General features: G+C 40.5%; 23 protein-coding genes and 2 pseudogenes. 11 read left to right on the top strand and 14 right to left on the bottom strand.

Annotation, left to right across the window (positions count from 1 at the left end; genetic code table 11):
- Positions 1–24 precede the first annotated feature (24 nt).
- From rfbC to AABK37_RS11230, 11 genes are all read right to left on the bottom strand, one after another.
- On the bottom strand, positions 25–582 hold the full coding sequence (rfbC, locus tag AABK37_RS11280; RefSeq protein WP_432551661.1) for a dTDP-4-dehydrorhamnose 3,5-epimerase: 558 nt from the start codon (positions 580–582) through the stop codon (positions 25–27).
- 91 nt (positions 583–673) lie between these two features.
- Entirely contained in the window at positions 674–1,525 is an 852-nt protein-coding gene (locus AABK37_RS11275) for a phytanoyl-CoA dioxygenase family protein (protein WP_432551660.1), read from the bottom strand.
- A gap of 58 nt (positions 1,526–1,583) precedes the next feature.
- Complete coding sequence (locus tag AABK37_RS11270; protein ID WP_432551659.1) at positions 1,584–2,591, bottom strand: glycosyltransferase family 2 protein; 1,008 nt, start codon at positions 2,589–2,591, stop codon at positions 1,584–1,586.
- A gap of 154 nt (positions 2,592–2,745) precedes the next feature.
- Positions 2,746–3,693 carry a glycosyltransferase family 2 protein gene (locus tag AABK37_RS11265; protein WP_432551658.1) on the bottom strand — a complete coding sequence of 316 codons (948 nt, stop codon included), beginning with the start codon at positions 3,691–3,693 and terminating at the stop codon, positions 2,746–2,748.
- 218 nt (positions 3,694–3,911) lie between these two features.
- Positions 3,912–4,940 (bottom strand): NAD-dependent epimerase/dehydratase family protein, encoded by a 1,029-nt coding sequence (locus tag AABK37_RS11260; RefSeq protein ID WP_432551657.1) that lies wholly within the window; start codon positions 4,938–4,940, stop codon positions 3,912–3,914.
- A gap of 90 nt (positions 4,941–5,030) precedes the next feature.
- On the bottom strand, positions 5,031–5,969 hold the full coding sequence (locus AABK37_RS11255) for a glycosyltransferase family 8 protein (protein WP_432551656.1): 939 nt from the start codon (positions 5,967–5,969) through the stop codon (positions 5,031–5,033).
- Positions 5,970–6,112: 143 nt separating this feature from the next.
- Positions 6,113–7,327: an L-2-hydroxyglutarate oxidase gene (gene lhgO, locus AABK37_RS11250; RefSeq protein ID WP_432551655.1), complete on the bottom strand. Its 1,215-nt coding sequence runs from the start codon at positions 7,325–7,327 to the stop codon at positions 6,113–6,115.
- A gap of 190 nt (positions 7,328–7,517) precedes the next feature.
- Entirely contained in the window at positions 7,518–8,291 is a 774-nt protein-coding gene (rfbF, locus tag AABK37_RS11245) for a glucose-1-phosphate cytidylyltransferase (protein ID WP_432551654.1), read from the bottom strand.
- A gap of 334 nt (positions 8,292–8,625) precedes the next feature.
- Positions 8,626–10,797, bottom strand: a complete 2,172-nt coding sequence (locus AABK37_RS11240; protein ID WP_432551653.1) for a tetratricopeptide repeat protein — start codon at positions 10,795–10,797, stop codon at positions 8,626–8,628.
- A gap of 51 nt (positions 10,798–10,848) precedes the next feature.
- Positions 10,849–11,628: a PP2C family serine/threonine-protein phosphatase gene (locus AABK37_RS11235; RefSeq protein WP_432551652.1), complete on the bottom strand. Its 780-nt coding sequence runs from the start codon at positions 11,626–11,628 to the stop codon at positions 10,849–10,851.
- Between the two features lie 65 nt (positions 11,629–11,693).
- Positions 11,694–12,368, bottom strand: a complete 675-nt coding sequence (locus AABK37_RS11230; RefSeq protein WP_432551696.1) for a vWA domain-containing protein — start codon at positions 12,366–12,368, stop codon at positions 11,694–11,696.
- A gap of 611 nt (positions 12,369–12,979) precedes the next feature.
- Here AABK37_RS11230 and AABK37_RS11225 point away from each other — a divergent pair.
- The 10 genes and pseudogenes from AABK37_RS11225 to AABK37_RS11180 all read left to right on the top strand — a co-directional run bounded on the left by AABK37_RS11225 (position 12,980) and on the right by AABK37_RS11180 (position 21,488).
- Positions 12,980–14,326 carry a response regulator gene (locus AABK37_RS11225; protein WP_432551651.1) on the top strand — a complete coding sequence of 449 codons (1,347 nt, stop codon included), beginning with the start codon at positions 12,980–12,982 and terminating at the stop codon, positions 14,324–14,326.
- 54 nt (positions 14,327–14,380) lie between these two features.
- On the top strand, positions 14,381–14,530 hold the full coding sequence (locus AABK37_RS11220) for a hypothetical protein (protein WP_432551650.1): 150 nt from the start codon (positions 14,381–14,383) through the stop codon (positions 14,528–14,530).
- 146 nt (positions 14,531–14,676) lie between these two features.
- Positions 14,677–17,133 (top strand): phenylalanine--tRNA ligase subunit beta, encoded by a 2,457-nt coding sequence (pheT, locus tag AABK37_RS11215; RefSeq protein ID WP_432551649.1) that lies wholly within the window; start codon positions 14,677–14,679, stop codon positions 17,131–17,133.
- A gap of 193 nt (positions 17,134–17,326) precedes the next feature.
- On the top strand, positions 17,327–17,596 hold the full coding sequence (locus AABK37_RS11210) for a YciI family protein (protein ID WP_432551695.1): 270 nt from the start codon (positions 17,327–17,329) through the stop codon (positions 17,594–17,596).
- 12 nt (positions 17,597–17,608) lie between these two features.
- Positions 17,609–19,225, top strand: coding sequence for a tetratricopeptide repeat protein (locus tag AABK37_RS11205; protein ID WP_432551648.1), 1,617 nt, complete (start codon positions 17,609–17,611; stop codon positions 19,223–19,225).
- A gap of 118 nt (positions 19,226–19,343) precedes the next feature.
- A complete protein-coding gene (locus AABK37_RS11200; protein WP_432551647.1) occupies positions 19,344–19,940 on the top strand; it encodes a hypothetical protein in 597 nt (198 codons plus the stop codon).
- 220 nt (positions 19,941–20,160) lie between these two features.
- Positions 20,161–20,334, top strand: a complete 174-nt coding sequence (locus AABK37_RS11195; protein WP_432551646.1) for a hypothetical protein — start codon at positions 20,161–20,163, stop codon at positions 20,332–20,334.
- 5 nt (positions 20,335–20,339) lie between these two features.
- Positions 20,340–20,716: pseudogene (locus AABK37_RS11190) on the top strand (PIN domain-containing protein).
- A gap of 198 nt (positions 20,717–20,914) precedes the next feature.
- Positions 20,915–21,208 carry a type II toxin-antitoxin system Phd/YefM family antitoxin gene (locus AABK37_RS11185; protein ID WP_432551645.1) on the top strand — a complete coding sequence of 98 codons (294 nt, stop codon included), beginning with the start codon at positions 20,915–20,917 and terminating at the stop codon, positions 21,206–21,208.
- Positions 21,186–21,488 carry a Txe/YoeB family addiction module toxin gene (locus AABK37_RS11180; RefSeq protein WP_432551644.1) on the top strand — a complete coding sequence of 101 codons (303 nt, stop codon included), beginning with the start codon at positions 21,186–21,188 and terminating at the stop codon, positions 21,486–21,488. The genes AABK37_RS11185 and AABK37_RS11180 overlap by 23 nt, the downstream gene beginning before the upstream one ends.
- A gap of 160 nt (positions 21,489–21,648) precedes the next feature.
- On the opposite strand, the gene AABK37_RS11175 is transcribed toward AABK37_RS11180, so the two are convergent.
- Both AABK37_RS11175 and AABK37_RS11170 read right to left on the bottom strand, forming a co-directional pair.
- Positions 21,649–23,532 (bottom strand): ABC transporter ATP-binding protein, encoded by a 1,884-nt coding sequence (locus AABK37_RS11175; protein WP_432551643.1) that lies wholly within the window; start codon positions 23,530–23,532, stop codon positions 21,649–21,651.
- A gap of 354 nt (positions 23,533–23,886) precedes the next feature.
- Positions 23,887–24,549: a single-stranded DNA-binding protein gene (locus AABK37_RS11170; RefSeq protein ID WP_432551642.1), complete on the bottom strand. Its 663-nt coding sequence runs from the start codon at positions 24,547–24,549 to the stop codon at positions 23,887–23,889.
- Positions 24,550–25,013: 464 nt separating this feature from the next.
- On the opposite strand from AABK37_RS11170, the gene AABK37_RS11165 reads away from it, so the two are divergent.
- Positions 25,014–25,208 (top strand): hypothetical protein, encoded by a 195-nt coding sequence (locus AABK37_RS11165; RefSeq protein WP_432551641.1) that lies wholly within the window; start codon positions 25,014–25,016, stop codon positions 25,206–25,208.
- 30 nt (positions 25,209–25,238) lie between these two features.
- On the opposite strand, the pseudogene AABK37_RS11160 reads toward AABK37_RS11165, so the two are convergent.
- Positions 25,239–25,457 (bottom strand): annotated as a pseudogene (locus tag AABK37_RS11160) (FAD-dependent oxidoreductase); the annotation flags it as partial.
- Between the last annotated feature and the right edge of the window lie 140 nt (positions 25,458–25,597).

Raw genomic sequence — 25,597 nt, 5'->3', positions numbered from 1 at the left:
GGTGAATTGTCAACAATTATACTCTTATCTCGAAGATGTGCCTCCCACGCTCATCATTCTCATCAGAGGCCAATTTAAATCTTTCTCAGAAACTTCGGTAACATCGACGGGCCATTCAATGTTAAAAAATGGGTCATCAAAGCGCAGACCCCGTTCATACCCAGGTGTATAAAATTCACCCACCTGATAGACAACTTCAGCATCATCTGTAAGTGCTTGATAGCCGTGGGCAAACATTTCCGGAACGTATAAAGCGCGACGGTTATCTGCGCTGAGTTCCACGCCAAAATGTGATAAAAAGGTCGGAGACTCAGGACGCATATCAATAATTACGTCGTAGATAGCACCTTGAGTACAGCGGACTAATTTTGTTTCGGTTGCTGGGGAAACTTGATAGTGCATTCCCCGCAGCGTTCCTTTTTTATAGTTGTAAGATAAATTGCATTGAGCAACAGTTGGCTTTAAGCCATGTTCTTCAAACTCTTTCGCGCAAAAAGTACGGGCAAAGAAACCACGGTGATCTGGCTTTTGTTCTAAATCAATGACGAAAGCGCCTTTGAGTTCAGTTTCGGTAAAAATCATAGATAACCTCGATTTTATATTTACTACAAAGGAAACTGGGTAATTTCCGAAAATTCTCTGATGAGAAAGTATTTTAGCAGATAAAATACTACTACGTGCCCACTTTAACCGAATCAGATTCTTTGCTTAACTCTGGTCTAGCAAAAGTATCATCCCAGTATTGGGTACAAAGTTCTGGTCGCTTGGGGGGGTTGGCAGTGTAAACATAAAACAGCGCTGACCGTTCTTCTGTCCGCAGGGTTCCGTGATGTAAAGCAGTTTTTGGATCTGTAAAAATGACCGTACCTGCTGGTCCCGGACAAGATTTCCAAGCTGATTTGGGGATAATTTCTTTTAATTCATCATCGTTGATACCTATATATCCTGCCTTCCAAAGCTTGTGGTAAATTCGATAATAATTCAAGCTATATAAGGAAGTTAAAGATAAAGGAACATATTCAAAAGGACCGTCTTTTTCTTCGACATCAGTCAAATAAATGATTATTTTGACCATTCTCCGGTCTTCTGAATCTTTATGCCATAGCAACGTTCCAAATTGATTTTCGTTGGGTAAATCTTTGCGTAAATGTACACCTTGAAAAGCAACGGGAAGCCCAATGTAATTTTCAACGATATTTAGCAGTCTTTGTTCTTGTCCCCAAGTGGAAAATTCAGGTAAATCTGTAACTGTGTAAATTTGGGGAAGCAATTTACCTGCACTGTTGTAGCTAGGTGTTGCCATGCTGGACAATTGACTGTAAGCAGCATTGAGAAGTTGTGGGGTGGAGGTTAATCCTAATTCGTCAAGTGTTGTGACGTAAACCCCTTCTTTTTGGAGAGTGTTAACAATATAGCGATCGCCTGACTCAAGTGCAGGCAAATTTTTGGCATGGTTCAGCAGTGCAGTTCTGTAACCTAACTCTGATTTCAGTTCAAATATTTTGTTTGTGATGGTGTCAAGCATACAAAAAGCGCCTTATTCATTAATTTCTTTGCATTGTTTTGACTATCATTTTTGATATTTATTGCTTAGAACTTCGTAATTCTTCAGTAGTAGTAAGCCTTGACTCAGCTATCCTTAAATTTGGATAAAAACTTTCTTCAATAGCAGACAAGCTTACTAAAGTCAAAAAGCTAATTCCTACATTTAAAGCAAATGCAGGCCATCTTTTCAAAGCGCCTAAAAACACTTTCAAGTTAACTTCTCTGAAATTCTGCAACATCATCCGGTTGCAAAATTCCTTAGAATATCCAATCTGCTGAAATTTATTAATAATTTCCGGGATGTGTTTGTATTGCATCAAAAGTGCAGATTTTGGCTCTTTCTGCCAATAGCTAACACCAACAATACATTCCATATAAGTATCTTTAGTGACGATTACACTGCCATTCGCAGCACAATATCCTGCTAAATATGCTAAGGATATCCAGTTACTTGCCGCATCTTCCCAAATTTCCAAAGCGCTTTTTACTAAGTCAGTTCTGTACACTGTCGCAGTCAGAAAAATGACAGCACCAACACTTTTAGAATAACAATGTTCAAATATTGCTTTGCCGTCAGCGTTTCCATCTTCACTGTCAGCGTCAAACCAGCGATTACCAACTATTGTCGGTGGATGGACAGGTTCGCCGGTGATTTTGTTTCGACCAGAAAAGTTGAGAAACAATAATGATAAATCGTTAGTGTTTTTAATTTTATTTATCGTATAGGCGACTGCTCTTTTTTGAATGGGGTCATCATCACCAATTGCCCAAACAAATTTAGTTTTTGCAGACTTCAGGCAATGAATGATATTTCGCATCACGCCTATATTTTCTGTATTTTTGTGATAAGTAAACGTGACGTGGCTAAGAATATTTTGCCACTTATTGACTACTTCCTGAGTATTATCTGGTGAACAATTATCAGAAACAAAAATTTCACATTCTGATTCAAAGCCTTTTATGGCTTCGGCAAGCCATGCTAATTGTTTATCAAGTAACTCGGCGCGGTTGTAAGTAGGGATAGCAATGGTGAGTAATTTATTCATTTTTTATCCAACAAAAGAAAATAAGTTTGAACTTTAATTGGCAAAATTATAGATTATTTAGAGTCACTAATGTGAAAATTCAGATCAATTATCATAAAATGAGTAATTTGTTCATAATCTTGTAGTGGATAGAATCATTGAGCCTGAGATTAAATTACAGACTTATTTTTTCTTGCTGAGATGATAAAAAACTTTTCCAAGTCGATACACCTACTAAACTAAAATACGGAGTTAGTATATTTACTGTATAAAAAGGCCATCGTCTTAAAGCACCCAAAATAACATACCAATTAGTTTCTGCAAAGTGCTTGGAAATGAATTTTCTGCAAATTGTTTGGCTATATCCTAACTCCATCAGTTTTACATAAACTTTCGGCAAATCGGAATAACGCATTTTGAACCATAGCTTTGTATCGACAATAGAATTCATTCCGCAAGCGTATTGAACATAGACATCTTTAGTAATTTTTACACTTCCTTGAAGGGCACAAAATGCAGTCCAATATATTTGTCCTTCTCGATTATTTGCACTGTCTCTCCACTTTTCTAAAGCTTGCTGTGCTGCTTTGGTTTTATACACTTGAGCAGTCATAAACGCTAGACAACTAAAGTTTTCTTGTAAATAATGCTCGATCAATACTTTTCCATTAGTATTGACTTCTTCATTTATAATATCAAAGCAGCGCTCAGAAGCTAATTGTCCTGTTACTACATTCAACCAGCAAAAGTTCAAAATTAATAATGCTATCTCCGGGTGTTTTTTCAGGTTATTTACTACATAAGCAAGGGTGATTTCGTGAATAGGATCGTCATCACCAATTACCCAAACATATTTGCTTGTTGCCTTTTCTATACAACAAGCAAGATTAGGCATTAATCCAATGTTCTCAGTATTTCTATGCGATATAAATGTCGTATGTTTGAAAAAAGGCTGCCATTTTTGAATGATTTCTTGAGTATTGTCTGATGAAAAGTTATCGCAAATAATAACTTCACATTCAGACTCAAATCCTTTAATAGCTTTAGACAACCAATTCAACTGTTCTTCTAAAAATTGGGCACGGTTAAATGTAGGAATGGCAATTGTAAGTAATTTGTTCATTATTAAGTTTTTATTGAATAAAAGACGGTGGAAGGTTGAGTTTTCGTGCAAGGAAATATGTGGAATTAATCATATTTTTCAACCCTGATAATAATCTCGAAAATGAAAATTTACACAAGATTTGAATTTGCAGCTAAAATATTTGTAAATAAGTTGAAATCAAATTAATTTGATTCCAAAGCTTAAAACAATTTTTAACTGCAAATCCAAAAATCTGATTATTTCTTCGTCCAGAAGAAATCTTGGTCAATTTGCTGGGTGCGAATTAGATATTCTAGCTGCTTCAAACGGGTGAAACCTCTAGATAAGAAAGTTTCTTCAGTCATATCGATTTGGCTGAACAAATCAAACAACTGTTGAGCGCCACGCTGGGCATTCCAATCACACTTAAATCCGGGCAAAATTGTGTTTATTTTCTCAAAAGATACTCGATAGCTGCGGTTGTCTGCACCGCTATCACCAAAAGATAATTTACAACCTTTGAAAACATCAGCAATAATTTCCGCGATTTCTTTAACTCGATAGTTATTAGTAGTATCGCCGACGTTAAAAATTTGGTTGTGTACAATATCGCGTGGTGCTTCAACCGCGCAGACAATTGCTTTACAAATATCCAACGCATGAACTAACGGACGCCAAGGTGTACCATCGCTGGTCATTTTAATTTCTTTGGTAGTCCATGCCAAGCCTGCCAAGTTGTTTAAAACGATATCAAACCGCATTCTGGGGGAAGCACCAAAGGCAGTAGCATTTCGCATAAAAGTAGGAGAGAAGTCATCATCAGCCAGTGGCTTAACATCTCTTTCTACCAAGGTTTTGCATTCTGCGTAAGCTGTTTGCGGATTCACTGATGATTCTTCGGTGACATCACCTTCTGTGGCTACACCGTAAACACTGCACGAAGACATGTATACAAAGCGACGCACACCCGCTTCTTTGGCTAGTTTGGCAAGGCGAACAGAACCTTTATGGTTGATATCGTAGGTAATAGTAGGTGATAGTTGTCCGGTGGGGTCGTTGGAGAGTTCCGCCATGTGAACGATCGCCTCGACACCTTGCAAATCTTCATCGGTGATATTACGGATATCTTTATTAAGGGTTTTTGCCGTTACTTCAGTACCGTTGTACAGCCAACCCACTTTATAAAATCCGGTGTCTACACCGATAACTTCGTGTCCCCGTTCAATTAACAAAGGAGGTAATAATGAACCTAAATAACCTTCGGTGCCGGTGACAAGAATTTTCATTGTTTTTATTTCCTATACATTGATGAATTTGATTATTTTGACAATTTTTTCCCAGAAAAATAATTCACCAAAATTACTATCACCATACTTTCACAATTTGGATGTATTTAATGATGTTAATTTCATGAATTTTCTCGCGATTCTTCTCCAGATAGTATCCCGCCAGCCTGACCAATCTGTGACATCAAGATATTGGAAGAATAAGTCTTTTTTAGGATGCGTACATTCACATTTCACTCCTGCATACCAGGGTTTGGGAGTATTAGTAAAGTGAATAATACAAGGTTGCTCGAGCAAATCCTGGTAAACATCTTCTGGAAAAGGGCTATTTTCCCATGATGGATAATCGTATATCCTGGGCATTTGATTCCATTTGGGATGAAGTTCTCGCCATTTACCTGCAAGAACTGCGTTTAGTCCATCCTGGTCGTTACGAACATATTCTTTGTTTTGTTGGATATATTCGAGAACCTTTGCGCCTATGTTATCAGTTCGCCACTTTTCGAGATTAATTACTAAAAGTCCAGAATTGAAATATTTAGCATCACCATCAAGTCCGACTTCTTTGTAGTTTCTTAAACCATCAGACATGGATATATACATATCCACGTCGTCTTGAACTGCTAGTGCATAGTCATCGCCAATCTCAATGTTCCATATTTCTCCTAAATCTCCCGTGACTACCATATCGGTATCTAAATAAATTGCTTTATTTAATTCCTGCGGTAAAAATTCGGTAATCAAAAGTCGATAATAGCAGCTTGGTGTCAGATGCCTGGTTAATACCAGATTTGTAAATAGTGCGTTATCTGGTTGAACCCAGGAAATATTTATCTTTTCTGATTTAAGTGATTTGATAATCTTATTTTTGTTTGATTCAGCAATTCCTCCATCAAGAATAAATAAGGCTATTTTTTGATTAGTTCCTAAATTTTCAAGTGCTGAACGAACTGTGACTGCAAGGGGCATGGCATAGTTATTATCAGCAGCACAAACTAGAACAACCGACTGATTGGAGCTAATGGACATAACGGAAATCCCTGATACTAATTCGCTTATTCTACAACGCTAGAAATAGATGTTTGTGCTATCTAGCGGTTGATTAAAAACTGCCTGCGCTTCCTGGCTAGTGTAGGCGAATTTAGAGTAGATGCAAAATAACTAATCAAAACTTAATTGGCTGCTGCCATCATTAGATGCGACTGTTCGGGAATTTGGGCGACAATGGCTTTACCAATTTCCAATGAAGAAGTGGCAGCAGGAGAAGGAGCGTTGCAAACATGGACGGAGTTTTGGTCTTGAACAATCAAAAAGTCGTCTACTAGTTTACCGTCGTTCATTAAGGCTTGGGCGCGAACTCCTGCATGGCAGGGAACTAAATCCTCTGATTTGACTTCCGGAATTAATTTTTGTAAACTTCTGGTGAAGGCTGCTTTACTAAAAGAGCGAATGATTTCTTGAATGCCTTCGTCAGCGTGTTTTGCTGCTAATTTCCAGAAACCTGGGTAAGTCATGACTTCTGCAAAATCACGCAAATCAAAGTCTGTTTTCTTGTATCCTTCGCGCTTGAGGCTGAGAACTGCATTTGGTCCTGCGTGGACGCTACCATCTATCATCTTGGTAAAGTGGACGCCCAAGAAGGGAAAATCTGGGTTGGGAACCGGATAAATTAAAGTCTTGACAAGATAGCGTTTTTCTGGTATAAGTTCATAGTATTCGCCCCGGAATGGTACTATTTTGGCTTGCGGATCTACTTGAGCTAATTTGGCTAGGCGATCGCTATGCAATCCGGCACAATTAATTACAAAGCGAGTTTCAAAAGTACCGTTATTAGTTTCCAGTACTTGATTTTTACCACTGCGGGAAATTTTCTCAACTTTTGTATTTAGACGCAGTTCGCCACCAAGCTTTGCAATTAACTCTGCGTACTTTAAACAAACTTGCTTGTAATTGGCAATACCAGTTGAATATACGCGGATGCCGGCTACGCAAGTGACATGAGGTTCAATTTCTTTGACTTCTTCGGCACTGATTCGCTTAACTTCTAGACCGTTTTCCAAGCCGCGCTTGTAAAGATTTTCTAAGCGCGGTAGCTCTTGTTCATCGGTGGCGACAATCACTTTACCGCAAACTTCATGAGCAATATCATGCTCTTGGCAGAATTCCACCATTGAGCGACTACCATCACGGCAAAATTTAGCTTTGAAACTTCCTGGCTTGTAGTAAATACCAGAATGAATTACACCGCTGTTATTACCGGTTTGGTGAAATGCCCATTTGCTTTCTTTTTCTAAAACTAAAATTTTTGCATTGGGATAGCGTTTGCCCAAAGCCATTGCTGTAGAGAGTCCAACTATTCCCCCACCTATTATCGCAAAATCATACATTGGTATTTTTTGCACCTTTAATTACAAAAGTTTAAATTTTCTGAGTCTGTCATTTTTTAATTTTTCGAGTGGGGAGTTAAAAGTTAAATTCAATTATTGATTCATAACTCCCGTACAGACGTTCCTTCGGAACGTCTGTACATAAGTACAGACTTTTGGCAAAACGTCTCTACATAACTCATAATCTTGCTTACCACACTTTCCAAGGAGCCTTGTTATTCTTCCATAGGTCTTCGAGGTAGTTTCTATCGCGCAAAGTATCCATCGGTTGCCAAAAACCGTCATGTCTGTAAGCAGATAGCTGATCCATTTCTGCAAGCTTTTCTAATGGTTGCTGTTCCCAAACGGTGGAATCATCAGCAATCAAGTTGATTACTTCCGGTTCTAGGATAAAATAACCGCCATTAATCCAAGCACCATCACCATCTTGTTTTTCGCGGAAGCTGTTGATTTTAGTTTGGTCGTGTCCTAAGGATATGGCACCAAAGCGTCCGGCTGGTTGAACTGCGGTGAGTGTACCTAAAGTTTTTTGTTCTTTGTGAAAGTTAATTAACTCAGTGATATTCACATTGCTAACACCGTCACCGTAGGTGAAGCAAAAAGTTTCATTACCAACATGGTTTGCGACTCGCTTCAAGCGTCCGCCTGTCATGGTACTATCACCTGTATCTACTAAGGTGATACGCCAGGGTTCAGCATTGCCACGATGCACGTTCATCTGGTTAAACCGCATATCAAAGGTCACGTCTGACATGTGTAAGAAGTAATTGGCAAAATACTCCTTGATTACGTACCCTTTATAACCGCAACAGATGATAAAGTCATCAATACCGTGTGCAGAATAAGTTTTCATGATGTGCCAGAGAATGGGCTTACCACCAATCTCGACCATCGGCTTGGGTTTAATGCTAGTTTCTTCACTCAGACGCGTACCAAGTCCTCCAGCCAAAATCACTGCTTTCATGCAATTACCTCAGAATTTTTAGGTAGATGAGTATTTGGACTTATCTCAACTGAGAATGTATCAACTTAACTTATGAGAAAAAGTTAATTGTCGATTTTCTCAGTAATAAATCTAACCGTATTTTCCGTCTTAAGTATGAAGACAAGGTAAATAAACTTGTTTTATCTGTAAAAAAATGAAAAAGCTTTGTGAATGCTGATGAATCAATGTAAAAAATTGTTTTTTTTTGAATACAAATAAAAAATAGATATTATTAGAAAGAGCTAACCTAAGCGTGGGTTGGCTCTTTCTAATTACAAAGTATTTAATTGTTAGTTAGGATGTTTTTCAGTTTTTAGCTACCTTTTACTAAGCCAGTTGTATTGTCAAAGAAAGTGTCACATTTGTTTTCCAAAACAACGCAAATGCTGCTTAATGCTTGTTGGTAATTATCCATATCCTCTTGCTCAAGGAAAATTTTGGCAGATGTCTGCAAATCGGCGATCGCTTTCGTATGATTTGTACTAGAATTCTTGCCGCCATACTGTGAAAGCTCGTAGCGGACTATACCTCGTTTTAGGTAAACTTTCGCACTTCGAGAATCGATGCGTAATGCTTGGTCAAAGTCGGCGATCGCTTCTTTATATTCTTGATCGAAGTCGCTGCTGTATTGACCAATTTGATAACGAATAAGACCCCGCTGAAAGTAAGCTTCTGACTTGTCTGCATTTAAAGCGATCGCCTGATTAAAGTCTCCAATTGCTTTGCGGTAATCTTGTTGAGAATCGCCGCTATATTTAGCAAGTTGGGAACGGACTATACCGCGTCTGATATAAGCTTCGGCTTCATTAGGATTAAGACGCAAAGCATTATTAAAGTCTGCTAGGGCAAGGTTGTAATCTCTATCGGGATCGCTGCTATATTCGGCTAGCATATAGCGGGCATTGCCCCGATTTACATAAGCCTTTACTTCATTAGGATTGATTTGTATCGCCTGACTGTAGTCGGTAACTGCACCATCATAGTCTTTCAGGTTGTAACGGGTATTGCCACGGTTAATATGTGCTTTGGCATGTGTCGGATTTTTTTTGATTGCTTGGCTAAAATCGCTTAGTGCTTGATCGTAGTCTTGCACTTTATAAGAGGCATGACCCTGTTTATAATAATCTGCAAAAGTGAGATTATTTTTGCTTTGCTCTTTGCGAGACATCAAAGTTTGTTGAGCATATTGATTTTGGGAAACTAAGGGACGAGTAAATTTAATCATTACGTCCAAGTACCCCAACATTCCAAAACCCAACAAGCACAAAATCACTGGGTAAAATTTTGATTTTTTGCGAGATTGATAATAAGAAAATTTTTGCGGTGCTACTTGCCGATAATTAATCTGGGTTACTGGAATTGGAGAAACGTTGTTGCCGCGTGTCGGACTTGTGTTGCGTCGAGTTTGTCTGCGCGGTTGTAGATGTTGTTTTGATTGTATTGCCTGCTGTGATGGAAAGGGGTCACGTCCGCCTAAGCGCAAGGTACGTTCGCACCAAGGACAGTTGTGCAGGTGGCTGCTATAGCGGTGCTGGGAGTTGACTGTGCAGGTAATCAGGTCATTTTCGATTTCAGCTAGTTCTAACAGCCAAGTTTGAGCGCTGGGACGCATTTGTGGGTTGTTATGACCGTGCTCAAAACAGCGGACAAACATTTCTTGCAAGCTGGGAGGAAGAATTTCCCAAGCTGGTGCTATCGGGGTAGGAGTGTAGGGGACGCGGCGCTGTTGACTGTAAGTAAAATGACCATTGGCAATGCGTGCTTCGTAGGTGGGTGGTTCGCCTGCACCTTGATAGATACCAGAAAATGGATGTGTACCTTCCATTAACAGTTGGAATATCAGTACTCCCAACCCAAATAAGTCATGGGCGATCGCGCGATCGTATTGAGCAAATATTTTATTTTGTAGTTCTGGTGGAGTAAACTCTGGTTTACCAACTTGGCAGCGGAAAACTACATTTTGTTTTGCATCGCGCACTTGGAACGAATCTGTATCTACCAGCGTCACTAATGCTGTGTCGCTGACCATGATATTCGACTCATTCACATCGCCGACGCAGTAACCGCTGTTGTGCAATGCCGCAAAAGCTGCCGCCAAATTGCGAGCTGTACGCAGCAAGTATTGATAATTAAATAATGGACAGTGTTCGCGCCTAGTTCTGGGGTTGTAGAAGTCGATCACCGGACGCATCCCTCGAATGCGCGGCATTAAAAAGCCAATAATGCGATCGCTGGAGTCTGCTGCTTTGAGCGGTTCATAGGGCCAAGCAATAGAAATATGCCCTAAACTTGCTGTAGGGTTTTCTGGTGGGTTGGCAAGCATTGCCAAAATTTTCCGCCCGTGTTGCTCAGTTGGCTTGTGATAAACTTTTGCCACTAAATTGCCATCGCTGGGCACAGCATAAATACAAGCTTCTCCGCCTCGCCCTAAACTAATGGTGAGGTTGAGGATTTCTTGGTTGGTAAGACAACGTAGAACCTGCATGATAGAATTACAATTTACGGGAGTTATTTAAGTTAAAAAAGAACTACGCTTTTAATCGCTTAAGGCAGCAATTATCAGCGTTAAGTCATCATCAGTACGTTGCGTAATCCGATCCGAACGCAAAAACCTCACCAACTGCTCTTTTGCCGCTGCTTTATCCTCGGCATTTGCCGCAAAGTCAAATAGAGGAAAAAAGAACGGTTTATGAGGCGCACCCTGTGCTATGTTTAATGCCAGCATTTGTAACCCGTCGGTAAGAACACCAACGTTGATTATGGCTTCGCGCCATAATCTCATTTGCGCTGTATCTAGGGCATTAGGCGAAGTTAAAAATGTGGTGGCGTTGACGTATTCGCCGTTATCAGGCATAGTTAGAGCAAGTAAGTTGCCCATGCGATCCTTCGCCACTGCCATTCCATCACCGATCTGCACGACTGCGACAAGTTCTGGTGTAGCAATCGTAATAATTAAGGTTGTTGCTAAATCTTGTGGCTGTTTGTCACAAGCTATCGCTTCATCCTCAACAGCAATTTTTGCCGCGACGATCGCATCATTTAAAAGCTGGCGCACTTCTTCATCATCATCCAAGCTTCGTCGGGTGAATTGTTTTACAGATATATTTTCGATCGCAGCTTCTACAGCCACCATCGCGCCAACTTTCCCGCTGACTGCACTTCCTGCACCATCTGCTACCGCTGCTATCAAAACGTTATCTGGCAATATTTGCCAGTAATGTGCGTCTTGACAGAGCTGTTTGTTTTTTAAATGGCTTGTACCACCTACAGATGCGGCTACTACCCGCCATTGAGATATCTTGCTTGATGTGTTCATTCTGCCAACAGAATAGTAAATATAATCAAAGGCGATGCGTCAGCCGCAATCGGGCGATCGCGTCCTTAAACAGATCCCCAGCCGATTGGTGGTAGTGCTACCTGTTCGTCTACCTGTGAATGTGAAACCGTTGACATACTCGCCGATAACCAAACAAACATCTCTATAAAGTTCAGTCCTTGGAGTTTCAGAGGAGTACGTACAGCAATTTTACTTAAGCGTGTCATATTAGCATTTTCCACGCCAACGGTAAAAAAAGCTACACGCTTATTCAGTTCATCTGTTTGCAAACGCTGGGACGCTTGCTCTATCGATTGCTCTAATTCGCCTTGCGGTTCTCCATCGGTAATCATAAATACCCAAGGACGATAGTAAGCAATGCCATTCGTGCGATATTGAACTTTGCGCTCTTGAATCAAATCCAAGGCTTTATTAATTCCCGAACCCATAGTTGTCAATCCTTGTGCTGTCAAAATCGGCGGATTGAATTGATCGGCAGTCACAAAGTCTTGCACTACATTTACGTTGCTATCAAAAGTAACAATTGCTACTTCTACTCTTCGTGCCGCGAGGGAATTTTTTACTAATTCGTCCTTCAAACTGAGCAAGCCCTGATTTAAAGCCTCAATCGGCTCTCCATGCATCGAACCTGAGGTATCTAGTAATAACACGCAAGGACAACGTGGTTCTGGGTTCTCAGCAAATTCAACTACTTCATCCAGTTTTAATGTATCCGGCATAACTTGTTGTGTTATGTTAAAGTCCAAAGCCTTCTTTCCTTTTCTCAAAGTATATAATTGAAAGCGCCGAACAAACCTACATTTTTGTAGTTGTTTGTCAGAGTGCTCTCTTATTTATTAAACAGATTACTACTAGCAAAATCCCTAAGCATTTAATAAAATCTTAACTTACAACGTAGTTGAGTAAAAGGGAATTTACCAGGGACTCACATTACCTGTAGCACTGCATCTAGTCAAATTTATAAATAACCCTTATAGAATATCAAGGATCGCGTGCCCTGCTCATATTGAATTTTAAAGATTCTATGTAGGTAAGTCAGATTTTAGATGAAAGCAATTCATCATATTTAATCTAATCAGCTTTCTCACTATACTTGTGTAACTATGCACACTTAAAATTAAAATGAAGCAGAAAATATTTTCTTTCAATATATAGTGCAAAATGTAACAAATTAAAGATATGGTAAATTTTGCAGATATGTAATATAAATACATAGCCAAACTGAAAAATTTGTTCGTAGAGAAAAATTCAATTCTTTCAGGGTGCCTCATTTACCGATACTTAGAATTTACAAGTATTCGGTCTAATTTACCGCAAATTATCCAAAAACATGAATAATTCTGGCACATTTACCAAATTGAGTCCCCTGAGTTTGTTAAGACAGTTATCTAATTGTTCGGAGAGTACTGGTTTACAAGCATCTAGCAACTCAGTTTCCTGGTCGATCTACCTAGAACAGGGTAAAATTACTTATGCTACCGATTCGGTTGAACCTTTTGATCGACTGGAACGGCATCTACGCCGTCTCAGCCGCCAAATTCCCCTGCTAAAGAGCGAAACCCGTGTTCAGTTACGCTTAATGTTTGAAAGTGACTCACACGGTAAGCTGAAACAAATATACGATTTGGCAAACCAGCCGCCTGATTATCAAGCTATTTGCTGGCTTGTCAGTCAAAAATATCTAAATTCTGCACAAGCCGGAGTGCTAATCCAAGAACTGGTTAAAGAAGTGATTGAATCATTTTTCTTAATCAAGCAAGGTTCATATAATTTAACAGATACATATCTGCCAAAAATTTGCGACCAGGATGTAGAGAAAGTAATCGAATGCTGTCAAGAAAGATTGCAAAATTGGCATTCTTTAGCGCCGCAAATTTCTTCTCCATTTCAGCGCCCTTATTTGTGCGTTTCTTCGAGGGTTAAACCAGAAAAACTTCCAGAACTTCAGCCCAATTTAACTCATTGGATGAAAGGTTTTAGCTTGCGTCATCTTGCGGTAATTCTGAATCAAGATGAATTAAAGCTGGCGCAAATTTTACATCCATATATCTTACATGGAGCGCTGTTATTACACGAACCAGATCCACCATTTGATAAATTCCCAAAGACTTGTGAAGAGTTACCATCTCATAGCGATATTGCGGAATTAGCTGAAATCGCAGCGCCCAGCAGCACTACTACCAACGGTAAGCCAAGTATTGCCGAAAATAAAGATACTCGTTTGCGATTACCAGATATATCTTCTATCAGTGATAATTTTCACCAATTAGCAACAAAAAATCAGACAAACACTGCTACTTTAACAGAGCGAAAAGTTCACAAAATAGTTTCTGTTGATGATAGTCCGACAATGCTGAAAGAAATTACTCGGTTACTAGAAGATGAAAATTTTTTTGTAGTGACAATTATCGATCCGCTAAAAGCGGTAATGTCAATTGTTCGGCACAAACCCGACTTGATATTACTGGATTTGAATATGGCGGGAATTGATGGTTATGAGTTGTGTAGGCTAATACGCAATAATTCAATGTTCAAAGAAACACCAATCATTTTTGTTACCGGAAGCAAGGGAATTATAGATAAGATAAAAGCACGACTTGTGGGAGCATCGGGGTATTTAACTAAGCCGTTTAGTCGCTCAGAATTGCTGAAAATGGTGTTTATGCATTTGAGTTAAAGACGGGGGACTGAAGACTGGGGACTGGGGACTGGGGATTATAGCGGTTCTCAATTGAGTGAAATACAGCTAAAGTTGGTAGGGGCAATTCATGAATTGCCCCGAAGCGATCGCGCTGCGTGTATTGGACGCAACCGAGAACCGATATATCCTCGTCCTCGTTCCCAGGCAGTAGCCTCAGAACGAGTGAAGGGGGAAAGGTAAGAGGAGAGTTTTTTGGTAAGTACAACGTTGTAGTAGGATTATTCAAGTTGGGGGGTACGCTTTGCGGGAGTGCTTTGAGCGATCGCCTCTCTTACAATCTAAAATTGAAGCATTGATACGATTCATAGAATTAGCAAGCACACTCCATGCGTATTTCTCTAAGTTGGCTGCGGGAACTAGTTGAGATAAAAATAAGCCCGGAAGATTTAGCCGAAACCTTGACAATGGCAGGGTTTGAGGTAGAAGATATTGAAGACCGCCGCACTTGGGCTTCGGGGGTTGTTGTTGGAAAAGTGCTTGAACGCCAACCTCACCCTAACGCTGATAAGTTGAGTGTTTGCCAAGTTGATATCGGTGCTTCTGAGACTTTAAATATCGTCTGCGGTGCTGCGAATGTTCGAGCAGATATTTATGTACCAGTAGCAACCACAGGAACTTATTTACCAAATATCGATTTAAAAATCAAGCCGGCTAAACTGCGAGGTGTTCCTTCTCAAGGAATGATTTGTTCTTTGAAGGAACTCGGTTTACCCACTGATGTAGACGGAATTCATATTTTTCCTCAAGAAAATCTCCAACTGGGTAGCGATGTCCGTCCTTTGTTGGGTTTGGATGATGTGATTTTAGATGTCACTGCTACTGCTAATCGCGCTGATGCTTTAAGTATGGTAGGGATAGCGCGGGAAGTAGCAGCGCTGACAGGTGGAAAGTTGACAATTCCTGAACCGGGTGAGGTGTCTGTTCCGAGTGGAGGAAATTTCACTTTAAAAATCGATGAGACACAAGCTTGTCCTGCTTACATCGGTACGCTAATTGAAAATGTAAAAATTGCGCCTTCTCCTGATTGGTTGCAACAACGTTTGCGGGCTGCGGGAACGCGACCGATAAATAATGTTGTGGATATTACTAATTATGTGTTGTTGGAATGGGGACAACCACTGCACGCATTTGATGGCGATCGCTTGGGTGGGGGAACTCAGGAGGGCGGGGAGACCCAGGAGGGCAAGGAGACCCCGCCCCTACAGGTTGGGGTGCGTTTCGCTAATGCGGGGGAATCGCTGAAAACTCTGGATGGACAAACGCGGAATCTAACTACCCAAAATTTGTTAATTACTGCTAACAATAAACCCGTTGCTTTGGCGGGGGTGATGGGTGGAGAAGAAACCGAAGTTTATGAAGGTACGCAAAATATCTTTTTAGAAGCGGCGTTATTTGACTCTGTGGCAATTCGCCGTTCTTCGCGTAGCATCGGCTTGAGAACAGAAGCTTCTGGAAGATATGAACGAGGTGTAAACCGCGCTGAGTTGGAAAAAGCCACACGCCGCGCTTTATCGATGATGGTGGAGATAGCACAAGGAAATATTGTAAATCAGGAAATTGCCGATACGCGCCCCGATCCTTCTACTTGGAGTCGGGCGATCGCACTGCGTTTAGAACGAGTTAATCAAGTTCTCGGACCAATTGAGATAAACGAGAAAACCGGAGAACTCCAAGCCCAAGATGTTGAACGCATTCTAACTGCATTGGGATGTCAGCTAACTTATAAAGGTGTAGGTGCTTGGACGGTAACTGTCCCTCCCTATCGTTACCGCGATTTAGAACGGGAAATCGATTTAATTGAAGAAATTGCCCGTCTTTACGGTTACGATAACTTTTGCGATACTTTACCAGAAAAATCGGAAGCTGGTTATTTGCCTTTAGATCAGGAACTGATACGCAAATTGCGAGCTTATCTACGTGCCGAAGGATTGACAGAACTAATACACTACTCTTTGGTGAAACCACAACAAGAAACGCAAATAGTGCTGTCAAACCCGTTATTTACAGAATATTCGGCGCTGCGAACTGAGTTAATTTCCGGGTTGATTGATGCTTTTCAATATAATATAGAGCAAGGAAACGGTTCGCTGAACGGCTTTGAAATTGGGCGAATTTTTTGGCGAGAAGAAGACGGTTTGCAAGAAGCCGAAGCAATAGCCGGAATTATGGGAGGCGATCGCACTGTCGGTAAATGGTCAAGTGGCGAACAACCTTTAACATGGTTTGAAGCCAAAGGCATTTTAGAAAGTGTATTTCAGCAACTTGGTTTGCAGGTAGAATATCAACCAGATAATCAAAATTCCCGCTTGCATCCCGGACGTACCGCGTCTTTGTGGATACGCGGTAATCGACTCGGTACTTTTGGACAGTTGCATCCGCAAGTGCGACGCGAAAAAGGTTTACCAGATTCAGTTTACGTGTTTCAACTGGATTTAGATGTGCTGTTGGAATCTTTAGAAAGAGATGAAATACTAATACCGCAATTTAAACCTTATTCTACTTATCCAGCAGCCGATCGCGATATCGCCTTTTTTGCACCAATTAAGGTAACTGTTGCGGAAATTGAAAAAGCGATCAGCAAAGCAGGTAAAGATTTATTAAAATCTGTGGAATTATTTGATGAATATCGCGGTGATAATGTACCAAAAGGACAACGCAGTTTGGCGTTTCGTTTAATTTATCAGACAAGCGATCGTACTCTCACTGATGCTGAAGTCGAACCAGTACACAACAAAGTTCGCGAAGCATTAGTTGAGAAATTCGGTGTCAGTTTGAGAAGTTAGGTAGAGACGTTCCGGTGGAACGTCTGTACTAAATGGGCGTGATTAAACATAAAATGTAGGTAGTGAGCGGTTTACCGCTCAATTCCGAGGTTTTTCAGCGTTTTTAAGCACTGAAGTGCTTACTACGTTTAAGAGTGTTTACTTACACTCAGGTCTTTAATTGAAATCTTTTGTAATTTTAGATGGTGTATTTATGGCAAAATATATAATGTGGGGAAGTTATTGCGAAGACGTTATCGAAAAACGTGCCCCTCATCGTCAAGCGCATTTAGACGGACTCGCAAAACAAAAAGAATCTGGTGTGTTGATCACAATTGGTCCAACCAAGGATGTAACGAAAGTTTTCGGCATTTACGAAGCCGATGATGAAGCGATTGTGCGCGAGTTGATTGAAAATGACCCCTACTGGCAAAATAATATCTGGACAGAATATTTTGTCAAAGAGTGGATTCAAGCTTTTTGAATCAAAAATCACATGAATGCAGAAGAATTTTTTCAGCAAGGAATAAATCAGAATTCCCAAGGAGATTATCAAAGCGCGATCGCTTCTTTTAACTCGGCATTGCAAATCAATCCCGATTTTGCCGAAATTTACCAAAACCGGGGTAATGCTTACTTTGCTTTGGGTGATTACGATCAAGCGATCGCTGATTATCAGCAAGCAATCAAAATTAATCCTACCTTAGCTGCTAATATTAATTTTGACTTGGGAATTGCCTACTATAATCAAGCTTTGACGCTTTGCGAACAAGGTGATTATCCAAAAGCAATTGAAGATTTTAACTCGGCTTTGGAGCTAAATCCTAATTTTGCTGAAGCTTACAGCAATCGCGGTAATGTTTGCTATCAATTAAAAGATTATCAAAGTGCGATCGCCGATCATAGTCTCGCACTGCGACTTGATCCCAATTTCACAGACGCTTATCATAATCGAGGTAATGCTCATTATGCTCTTGCAGATTATACTGAAGCGATCGCCGATTACAACCGCGCATTGACAATTAACCCTAATTATGCATTGGCATACTACAATCGCGGTTTAGTTTATACTTCCCTGAAAGACTTTCAAAAAGCGATTGCTGACTTTAATCAAACTTTAAAACTGCATCCCGATGATGCCCAAGCATACTACAATCGGGGTCTTGTGCGTGCCACTTTGGGAGATTATCAAGCAGCAATTGAAGATTACGATCGAGCATTACAGCAAAATCCGTATCTAGTTTTAGTTTACGGCTTTCGGGCGAATGCACGCACTCAAGTGGGGGATTTTCAAGGTGCGATCGCCGATTGTAACGAATTATTGCAACTTCATCCGCATCTAGCAGAAGGATATTGCGATCGGGCTACGGCTCATCGTAGTTTGGGAGATTATGAAAAGGCAAAAGCCGATTACAATCGCGCATTATCCATTAATTCCGACTTAATAGAAGCTTATTATGGTAGAGCGATCGTCCGCGATGCTTTAAAAGATTACCAAGGTGCAATTGCAGATAACCAAAAAGCAATTCAGCTTAATCCCAACTTTTGTCAAGCATACTGCAATCTAGGTAATACTCACCGCAATTTAGGAGACTTTCAAGGCGCGATTGAAAATTATAATTCTGCATTACAACAAAATCCCGATTTGATAGAAGCTTATTACAATCGGGGTTCTACATACTTTGTTTTAGAAGATTATCAAAGAGCGATCGCCGATTACACTCTAGCAATAAAAATTAATCCGCATACCGCTGCATTTTATAGCGATCGCGCTAATGCTCGCTATGCTTTAGAAGACTTTCAAGCAGCAATCGACGATTACGACCGAGCAATAGCCATCGACCCCAGCCTTGCCGAAGACTGGTACAATCGAGGTCGTAGCCGTTGTTTGTTGAAAGACTTTCAACGAGCTTTAGAAGACTTAAACCAAGCCTTGTATTTACAACCGCATTTCGCATCAGCTTACATAGTTCGGGCTGATATCCGCCATAATTTGGGAGATATAGAAAGTGCGATCGCTGATTTTCAGAAAGCTGCCGATTTATATCAGCAAGAAGGAAATACACAGTATTCTCAGCAAATTCTTGACATAATTCGCCAACTTCAGCAATAAAAATTTACAAAATCAACGCAGAGTGATTTTCGGTAAAATCACTCTTGTCTAGTATTACTTATTACTATTATAAATAAAGCCAGTAGGGTGCGTTATAACGTAGTTTAACGCACCATTAATGGTACTTGATGCCGTAATGAATGGCGGCATTCCACCCGCAGGTGGTTTTATATTTAATTCAACCTACCTACTTAAGAAGATGAAGAAAACGATTCAGAACATAGTATTTTCTGGTGTCAATATTACATTACTTGCTGTCATTCCCTTCTTTATAAAAGCACCATACGCTAACGCGCAATCTATAGAATCAGCGGTTGTTATCGACCCGCCATCAAATGTTAGAGTTAAACCGAATGGTGCTATTATTTGTGCCATCAGATCGCAAACATCTATAGCTATCTATGATTATAAAAATGGATGGTACAAAACAGATGTTTGCGGTCGTAGTGGTTACATTCATCAAAGCCAAGTTAGACTGCAACCAGATAGTGAAGTTGTAGAAGCTTATTGTAGTGTAACAGGCATCCAAACAGGACAGTTAGCCCTTCGCTTTTCTCCGAATGGAAAATCTAAAGCTGGACTAAATAATGGAAATACAGTACTTCCCATCAAAACTCAAGGTAATTGGTCTTACGTGCGTGTCATATTTGGACCAAACAACAGAGTTAATGGATTAGAAGGCTGGGTAAATTCCAATTATATAGCTTGCCCATAAAAATTGTAGGTTGGGTTTTGCCTTTCAGTCCCAACCTACAATTTATAACTTTATATAAAATAGATTAAATATTTAATATCAAAAAAACTTGGAGGAAATTATGCAAGAAGTATCCAACTATACCCAAGAACTTTTCAACCGCATTTCACCAGTAGTTGAAAATTTATTTACGGATAGTAGTTTCTACATAGATAGATTAAATAAACAAGAAATGGTATAAATGTTAGTAAACTTGTTTGGTAAGTTTTCCCCTGAAGAAATGAAGGCTATCCCTGATAACGAATTGTCACGTATAATCAAAAAAATATTGACATTAGAAGCTGTTTCTGGGACTTTAAATGATTTAACACCCGAACAAATCAAAATCTTTGATGAGGCAGTGCTAGGAAAATAAATCAAGTGACCTTTTTATTAGATACAAATATAGTTATATTTTAAAAAGAAATGTAAATACCAACAATCGCTTAAAAGAAGCGACTCGTTCGGGTGAAGAAGTATTTATAAGTTGTATAACTTATTATGAAGTAAAAAGAGGATTGATATCTATAAACGCTGTCAGACAGCTAGCTGATTTTACTCAGTTATGTACAGATTATGAAGTTTTGTTTTTAGATGATATAAAAATTATTGAAAAAGCTTGTGAAATTCACGCGGATTTAAAAAGAAAAGGTACGCCAATACAGGATGCAGATGTATTAATAGCATCCACAGCTATAATACGTAGTTTAATCTTGGTTACAAACGATCGCCACATGTCGAGAGTCAATTGCTTCTAAATATACTATCTCTTCCTTTGCGCCTCTGCGTCTGTGCGTGATACAAATCCGAATCCTAAATATTTGCTTTAGCTATATATCGCCAAATATTCGCCAATCCCTAAGACTGACACTCATCACAAGCGCGATCGCCTACTTTTGTCCGCCTCAAGTTATGATCTAGTCAAAAGCCATACAGCAAAACAAAAAACTCTCATCATGTCCAATCAGACAACCTTAAATAATGCTAGCGCTAGCCTTGCCCAACTGTGCGAACAAGTAGTTAGCGATCGCGATGTCGTAATTATTACGCGACAAGAAGGCGAAAGCGTTGCCATAATTGCTGTTGAGGAACTAAACAGTTTACTAGAAACAGCTTATTTACTTCGCTCACCGAAAAATGCTACTCGTTTGTTAACAGCTTTAGAAAGAGCAAAAGCCAGAACTTTAGAACCTCAAAGCATTAACGAACTACGTCAGGAGTTGGGTATTGGCGAAGAAAAAGAAGAATGAAAGCCAACCCCAGGAAATAATAGTTCGAGATGCTGTTTTTCATCCAGAATTTAGAGAAGACCTCGCTTATTGGGTAAAAACAAATCGCAAAACTGCATTGCGTGCATTCGACTTAATTGAAGCAATTATGCGAGATCCATTTATAGGTATTGGTAAGCCAGAACCATTGAAATACTTGGATTCGGATGCATGGTCACGGCGACTCACTCAAGAACATCGCATTATTTACTTTATTAGCGACGACCGCATTGATTTTCTTCAAGCTCGATATCACTATTAGCAGATGAATCCTAAATTTTTGCTTTAGCTGTAGATAGCCAAATATTCGCCAATCCTTAAGACTGACACTCATCGCAAGCGCGATCGCGTTTATCGGCAAAAATCGCCCCCATCCTGGAAGGATGAGGGCATCGTTCACGGTGTCGGTTACTTTCGCAACCTCACAACGCTCGTAATTGCCGCTTTTGCACTCTTTCCGCGCTACCGGTGGGAATCGAAGCAATTAACCTTTGCGTATATTCCTCCTTGGGTTCGCGGTAGATGTTTTCGGCTATACCTTGTTCGACAATTTGACCGCGATTCATCACCAAAATGCGATCGCTCATAAATTTCACCACACTCAAATCGTGGGAAATAAATATATAAGTCAACTTAAAGTCATCTTGCAATTCCTTCAACAAATTCAGCACCTGCGCTTGTACCGAAACATCCAGCGCGGAAACCGATTCATCGCAAATAATAAACTTGGGATTTAACGCCAAAGAACGCGCAATACAAATGCGTTGACGTTGACCACCAGAAAATTGATGCGGATAGCGCTTAATTGCATCTGCACTCAATCCCACTCTCTCCAAAAGTTCCGCTACCCGTTCATGCCGTTGTTTGGATGTCTTCCCAACAGAATGAATTAACAACGGTTCCATGATTGCGTCCCCAACCTTCATCCGGGGGTCAAGCGCACTAAAGGGATTTTGAAAGACTATTTGCATTTCTCGTCGCAGTTTTTGCAACGGTTCACCTTTTAAGCGAGTAATATCTTGTCCCTCAAAGATAATCTCACCGCTCATCGGCTCAATTAATCGTATTAAAGTTCTACCAAGGGTGGTTTTTCCACAACCTGATTCTCCCACTAATCCGAGTGTTTCCCCTGGTTTGACATCAAAAGAAACGCCGTTAACTGCCATCGTGTAGCGTGTCGTTTTTCCAAATACACCCCGCACCGGGAAACCCACTTTCAAATCGCGGACTTGTAACAGCGGTTTCTGTTCGTTGAGGTTTGCTAATCTTGCAGCAATCTCTTCTGTGCTAACTTCTATCGGAGTTAACGGTTCTTTGGCTTGAATTACCATTTGTCCGGTTGGTGTTTCCTCGACACTCATGTAGTCGGAAACGGTGAGGAGTTTTTGGGGATGGCTGTTGAGTGAGGGGCGACAAGCTACCAAACCTTTAGTATAGGGATGCTGGGGATTGCTAAAAATTTGCGCTGCTGCTCCATATTCGACAATTTTACCTTTGTACATCACCGCTACAGAGTCGGCAATTTCCGCAATTAATCCTAAGTCGTGGGTGATAAAAATCATTCCCATGTCGCGTTGCTGCTGCAATTCCCGCATCAACTCTAGAATTGTCGCTTGGACTGTCACATCTAAAGCTGTTGTCGGTTCGTCTGCAATCAATAGTAAGGGATTGCAGGAAATTGCCATTGCAATCATCACCCGCTGCAACTGTCCTCCAGAAAGTTGATGCGGAAAGCGTTCCAGCATTGCGTCTTTGTGTTGCTTAACTAACTCTGTTAGTTGTCGGTCATCTAAATTTGATGAGTTAGCAGTTTGTTTCCAGTTTTCGAGATATTGCTGTTTAATTTGCTCGTCGCTGGGAAGGAGTTTTACTTCTTGTAAACCTGCGATCGCTTTTTGCTTTGCTTCAGCTTGCGACACTTTCTGATGTCGCATAATCGCTTCGGTTAGCTGAAACCCTATATTATAAACCGGATTGAGCGAACTCATCGGTTCTTGAAAAATCATGGCGATCTCACCACCCCGATAAAGCTGCATTTGCTGCAAAGGTAATTCTACCAAGTTGATTGGTGCGGTATTTTCCTGATGGCGAAAGTAAATTTCACCACCGCTTATCCTTCCCGGAGTCTGCACCAAACCCATCACAGCTAACGATGTTACTGATTTTCCGCTTCCCGACTCTCCGACTATTCCCAGAGTCTCCCCGCGATGCAACTCAAAGGAAATACCATCTACAGCTTTAACGCTGTTGCCATCATCGGAAAATTCAACTTGTAGATTGCGAACCTCTAGGATAGTTTCTCTCATAGGAATCGGGTATTAATCGTGACTTACTGAATTTAAAATTATCTGGATTTTAACAGTGGTTTTGTAACCAGGTGAACTGATTTTTTTGATTGTTACACCTTTGATAAGAAATTTGGCATTCTAGATCACAATTTTTGTTAAATTTTAACGGATGTAGCAAATAAGGCTGCGTAACACTAGCCTGACGCTACATCCGTTATCAACAGGGAGACAAGGGGACAAGGGGGACAGGGGGACAAGGGGACAAGGAGGACAAGGGGGACAAGGGGGACAACTAACTCCTAACTCCTAACTCCTAACAACTAACTCCTAACTTCTTCATCTCAGATACAATTGCCAAAAAGCACTTTCCGCTTAAAACGGAATATCATCTATATCTTCGTCCTGTGCTGGTGCAGGGTAAGGATTGCGATCGTAATTTTTCGCGCTTTGTTTGGGTTCGTCTTGTGCTGGTGCGGGATAAGGATTGCGATCGGACTTTTTCGCGCTTTGTTTGGGTTCAATGTCGAAGTCATCCTCAGCAAGAGTGTCAAAGTCATTCTTAGCTTGGGTGGATGCGGGAACCTGCGATTCGTAAGTGGTTACAGTTTTTTGGGGAGTTGCCACAGGAGACGACACCGATGTAGAAGCTTGCCGGTGGTTTGTTGCAGCAGCCACGGGGACTTCTGATTGTCGTTGAGTGGTTTCCATTCTTGGTGAGGAACTAGTATCAAAACCTGCTCCCAATGCATGAATGCGTTGCACTGTCAACTCAGCACGTTTTTCTTTGAAACCTTCTCGACGTTCGATGGTATGCATTCCTAAGCGTCCTTCAATGAGAACGCGATCGCCTTCGTGGTAGTTTTGCTGAATTTCTTTCGCCATGTTACCCCAGCCTACCACCTTCAGCGTTGCTGGGGGGTCATCCGGACGCACTCCGGGAAACCGCACCAGCATTTCGCTGATTTCTAGGTTCTCTGAGGTGTAGCGTAGCTGCGGATTTTCTACGATTTCCGCCATCAAAATACAACTGTTCATTAATTACTCCGTTTGTTGGCAATCAAGCTATATATGTTTTATTTTCGACAATTTTTTTGATTTATTAATAAATTCGTTATTTCTCACGATTGTGCATTTATGATTGTAAATATGGATATTAGTACTATTGTACCATATTAAATTACCAGCTTTAGGTAAGTCCTAGATGGGAAAAAAGGCGTTTGTGGAAGTGGCGATCGCTTAAATATGGCGTTTTTGAAACAGAAGGAACACAAACCCCATTGTTTCATGTCCCCACGTTAAATAACCTCTCTGCCTTTTCAGGACTTAATGGACAATTGAACAAATTTGACCTCCACAAAAGTTGAACAAATATTGGCGATCGCGTTATTGATTCACTCCACAGAAGAAATCAACCAATCTACTACAATATAAACTTTGGTTATCAAGCAGAAGTTGTGGTGACATAATTATAAGTTTTTATTATCAAAATAAAAGCTGTCGTGACTAACGCTAATCGCTTTCTTATGAAAACAGAAGCTGTCGTTACTAACGTTGAAGCTGTCGTTACTAACGTTGAAGCTGTCGTTACCAACGTTGAAGCTGTCGTTACTAACGTTGAAGCTGTGGTTATAAATAGAGAAGTTGTCGTTATTTATCAGGTTCAGATTCCCTCCTGTAGAAACCCGACTTTTTAAAGAAGTCGGGTTTCTCAGCTTTCATCAAATCTAACTTTGCACATGAACCGGAAAAACACCCAAAGCAATCAACCGCGCCGGCAAGTCGCGTAAAATGGGTAGACGCAAAAAAGCCGGAGGCTGGACAATTTGATCTGAGTTGAGAACACGGGTAAAAATCAGTTTCTGAACTAAAGCTTGAAATGTTTGAATAATGCGTGTGGGTAACTCGCGGAGGTGCTGTACTTTCGCTAAATCGCGTTCATCTACACGCCCAGCTTTCGGGAGCATCCCATTTTGGCAGATTTACTAGTGATGGCAAAATAGAGGGAAATATATAAGCCGCATATCAAAGTGATGACTCAAGAAAAGCAAGCACGTCTACAAGCCTGTCTGCAAGAACTAGCAAG

Origin of the sequence: Tolypothrix sp. VBCCA 56010, assembly GCF_050875635.1 — a bacterium.
Classification (GTDB): domain Bacteria; phylum Cyanobacteriota; class Cyanobacteriia; order Cyanobacteriales; family Nostocaceae; genus Hassallia.
The sequence above is the reverse complement of the archived record's forward strand: the minus strand, read 5'-3'. Positions and strand labels throughout refer to the sequence as shown.

Bases quoted from the DNA above. Each gene is read 5' to 3' on its own strand.
- AABK37_RS11235 (WP_432551652.1), bottom strand. From the start codon at position 11,628: ATGAACACATCAAGCAAGATATCTCAATGGCGGGTAGTAGCCGCATCT.
- AABK37_RS11230 (WP_432551696.1), bottom strand. From the start codon at position 12,368: ATGCCGGATACATTAAAACTGGATGAAGTAGTTGAATTTGCTGAGAAC.
- AABK37_RS11255 (WP_432551656.1), bottom strand. From the start codon at position 5,969: ATGTCCATTAGCTCCAATCAGTCGGTTGTTCTAGTTTGTGCTGCTGAT.
- pheT (WP_432551649.1), top strand. From the start codon at position 14,677: ATGCGTATTTCTCTAAGTTGGCTGCGGGAACTAGTTGAGATAAAAATA.
- AABK37_RS11265 (WP_432551658.1), bottom strand. From the start codon at position 3,693: ATGAACAAATTACTTACAATTGCCATTCCTACATTTAACCGTGCCCAA.
- lhgO (WP_432551655.1), bottom strand. From the start codon at position 7,327: ATGTATGATTTTGCGATAATAGGTGGGGGAATAGTTGGACTCTCTACA.
- AABK37_RS11260 (WP_432551657.1), bottom strand. From the start codon at position 4,940: ATGAAAATTCTTGTCACCGGCACCGAAGGTTATTTAGGTTCATTATTA.
- rfbC (WP_432551661.1), bottom strand. From the start codon at position 582: ATGATTTTTACCGAAACTGAACTCAAAGGCGCTTTCGTCATTGATTTA.
- AABK37_RS11240 (WP_432551653.1), bottom strand. From the start codon at position 10,797: ATGCAGGTTCTACGTTGTCTTACCAACCAAGAAATCCTCAACCTCACC.
- AABK37_RS11205 (WP_432551648.1), top strand. From the start codon at position 17,609: ATGAATGCAGAAGAATTTTTTCAGCAAGGAATAAATCAGAATTCCCAA.
- AABK37_RS11270 (WP_432551659.1), bottom strand. From the start codon at position 2,591: ATGAATAAATTACTCACCATTGCTATCCCTACTTACAACCGCGCCGAG.
- AABK37_RS11185 (WP_432551645.1), top strand. From the start codon at position 20,915: ATGTCCAATCAGACAACCTTAAATAATGCTAGCGCTAGCCTTGCCCAA.
- rfbF (WP_432551654.1), bottom strand. From the start codon at position 8,291: ATGAAAGCAGTGATTTTGGCTGGAGGACTTGGTACGCGTCTGAGTGAA.
- AABK37_RS11275 (WP_432551660.1), bottom strand. From the start codon at position 1,525: ATGCTTGACACCATCACAAACAAAATATTTGAACTGAAATCAGAGTTA.
- AABK37_RS11225 (WP_432551651.1), top strand. From the start codon at position 12,980: ATGAATAATTCTGGCACATTTACCAAATTGAGTCCCCTGAGTTTGTTA.
- AABK37_RS11195 (WP_432551646.1), top strand. From the start codon at position 20,161: ATGTTAGTAAACTTGTTTGGTAAGTTTTCCCCTGAAGAAATGAAGGCT.
- AABK37_RS11200 (WP_432551647.1), top strand. From the start codon at position 19,344: ATGGTACTTGATGCCGTAATGAATGGCGGCATTCCACCCGCAGGTGGT.
- AABK37_RS11175 (WP_432551643.1), bottom strand. From the start codon at position 23,532: ATGAGAGAAACTATCCTAGAGGTTCGCAATCTACAAGTTGAATTTTCC.
- AABK37_RS11210 (WP_432551695.1), top strand. From the start codon at position 17,327: ATGGCAAAATATATAATGTGGGGAAGTTATTGCGAAGACGTTATCGAA.
- AABK37_RS11170 (WP_432551642.1), bottom strand. From the start codon at position 24,549: ATGAACAGTTGTATTTTGATGGCGGAAATCGTAGAAAATCCGCAGCTA.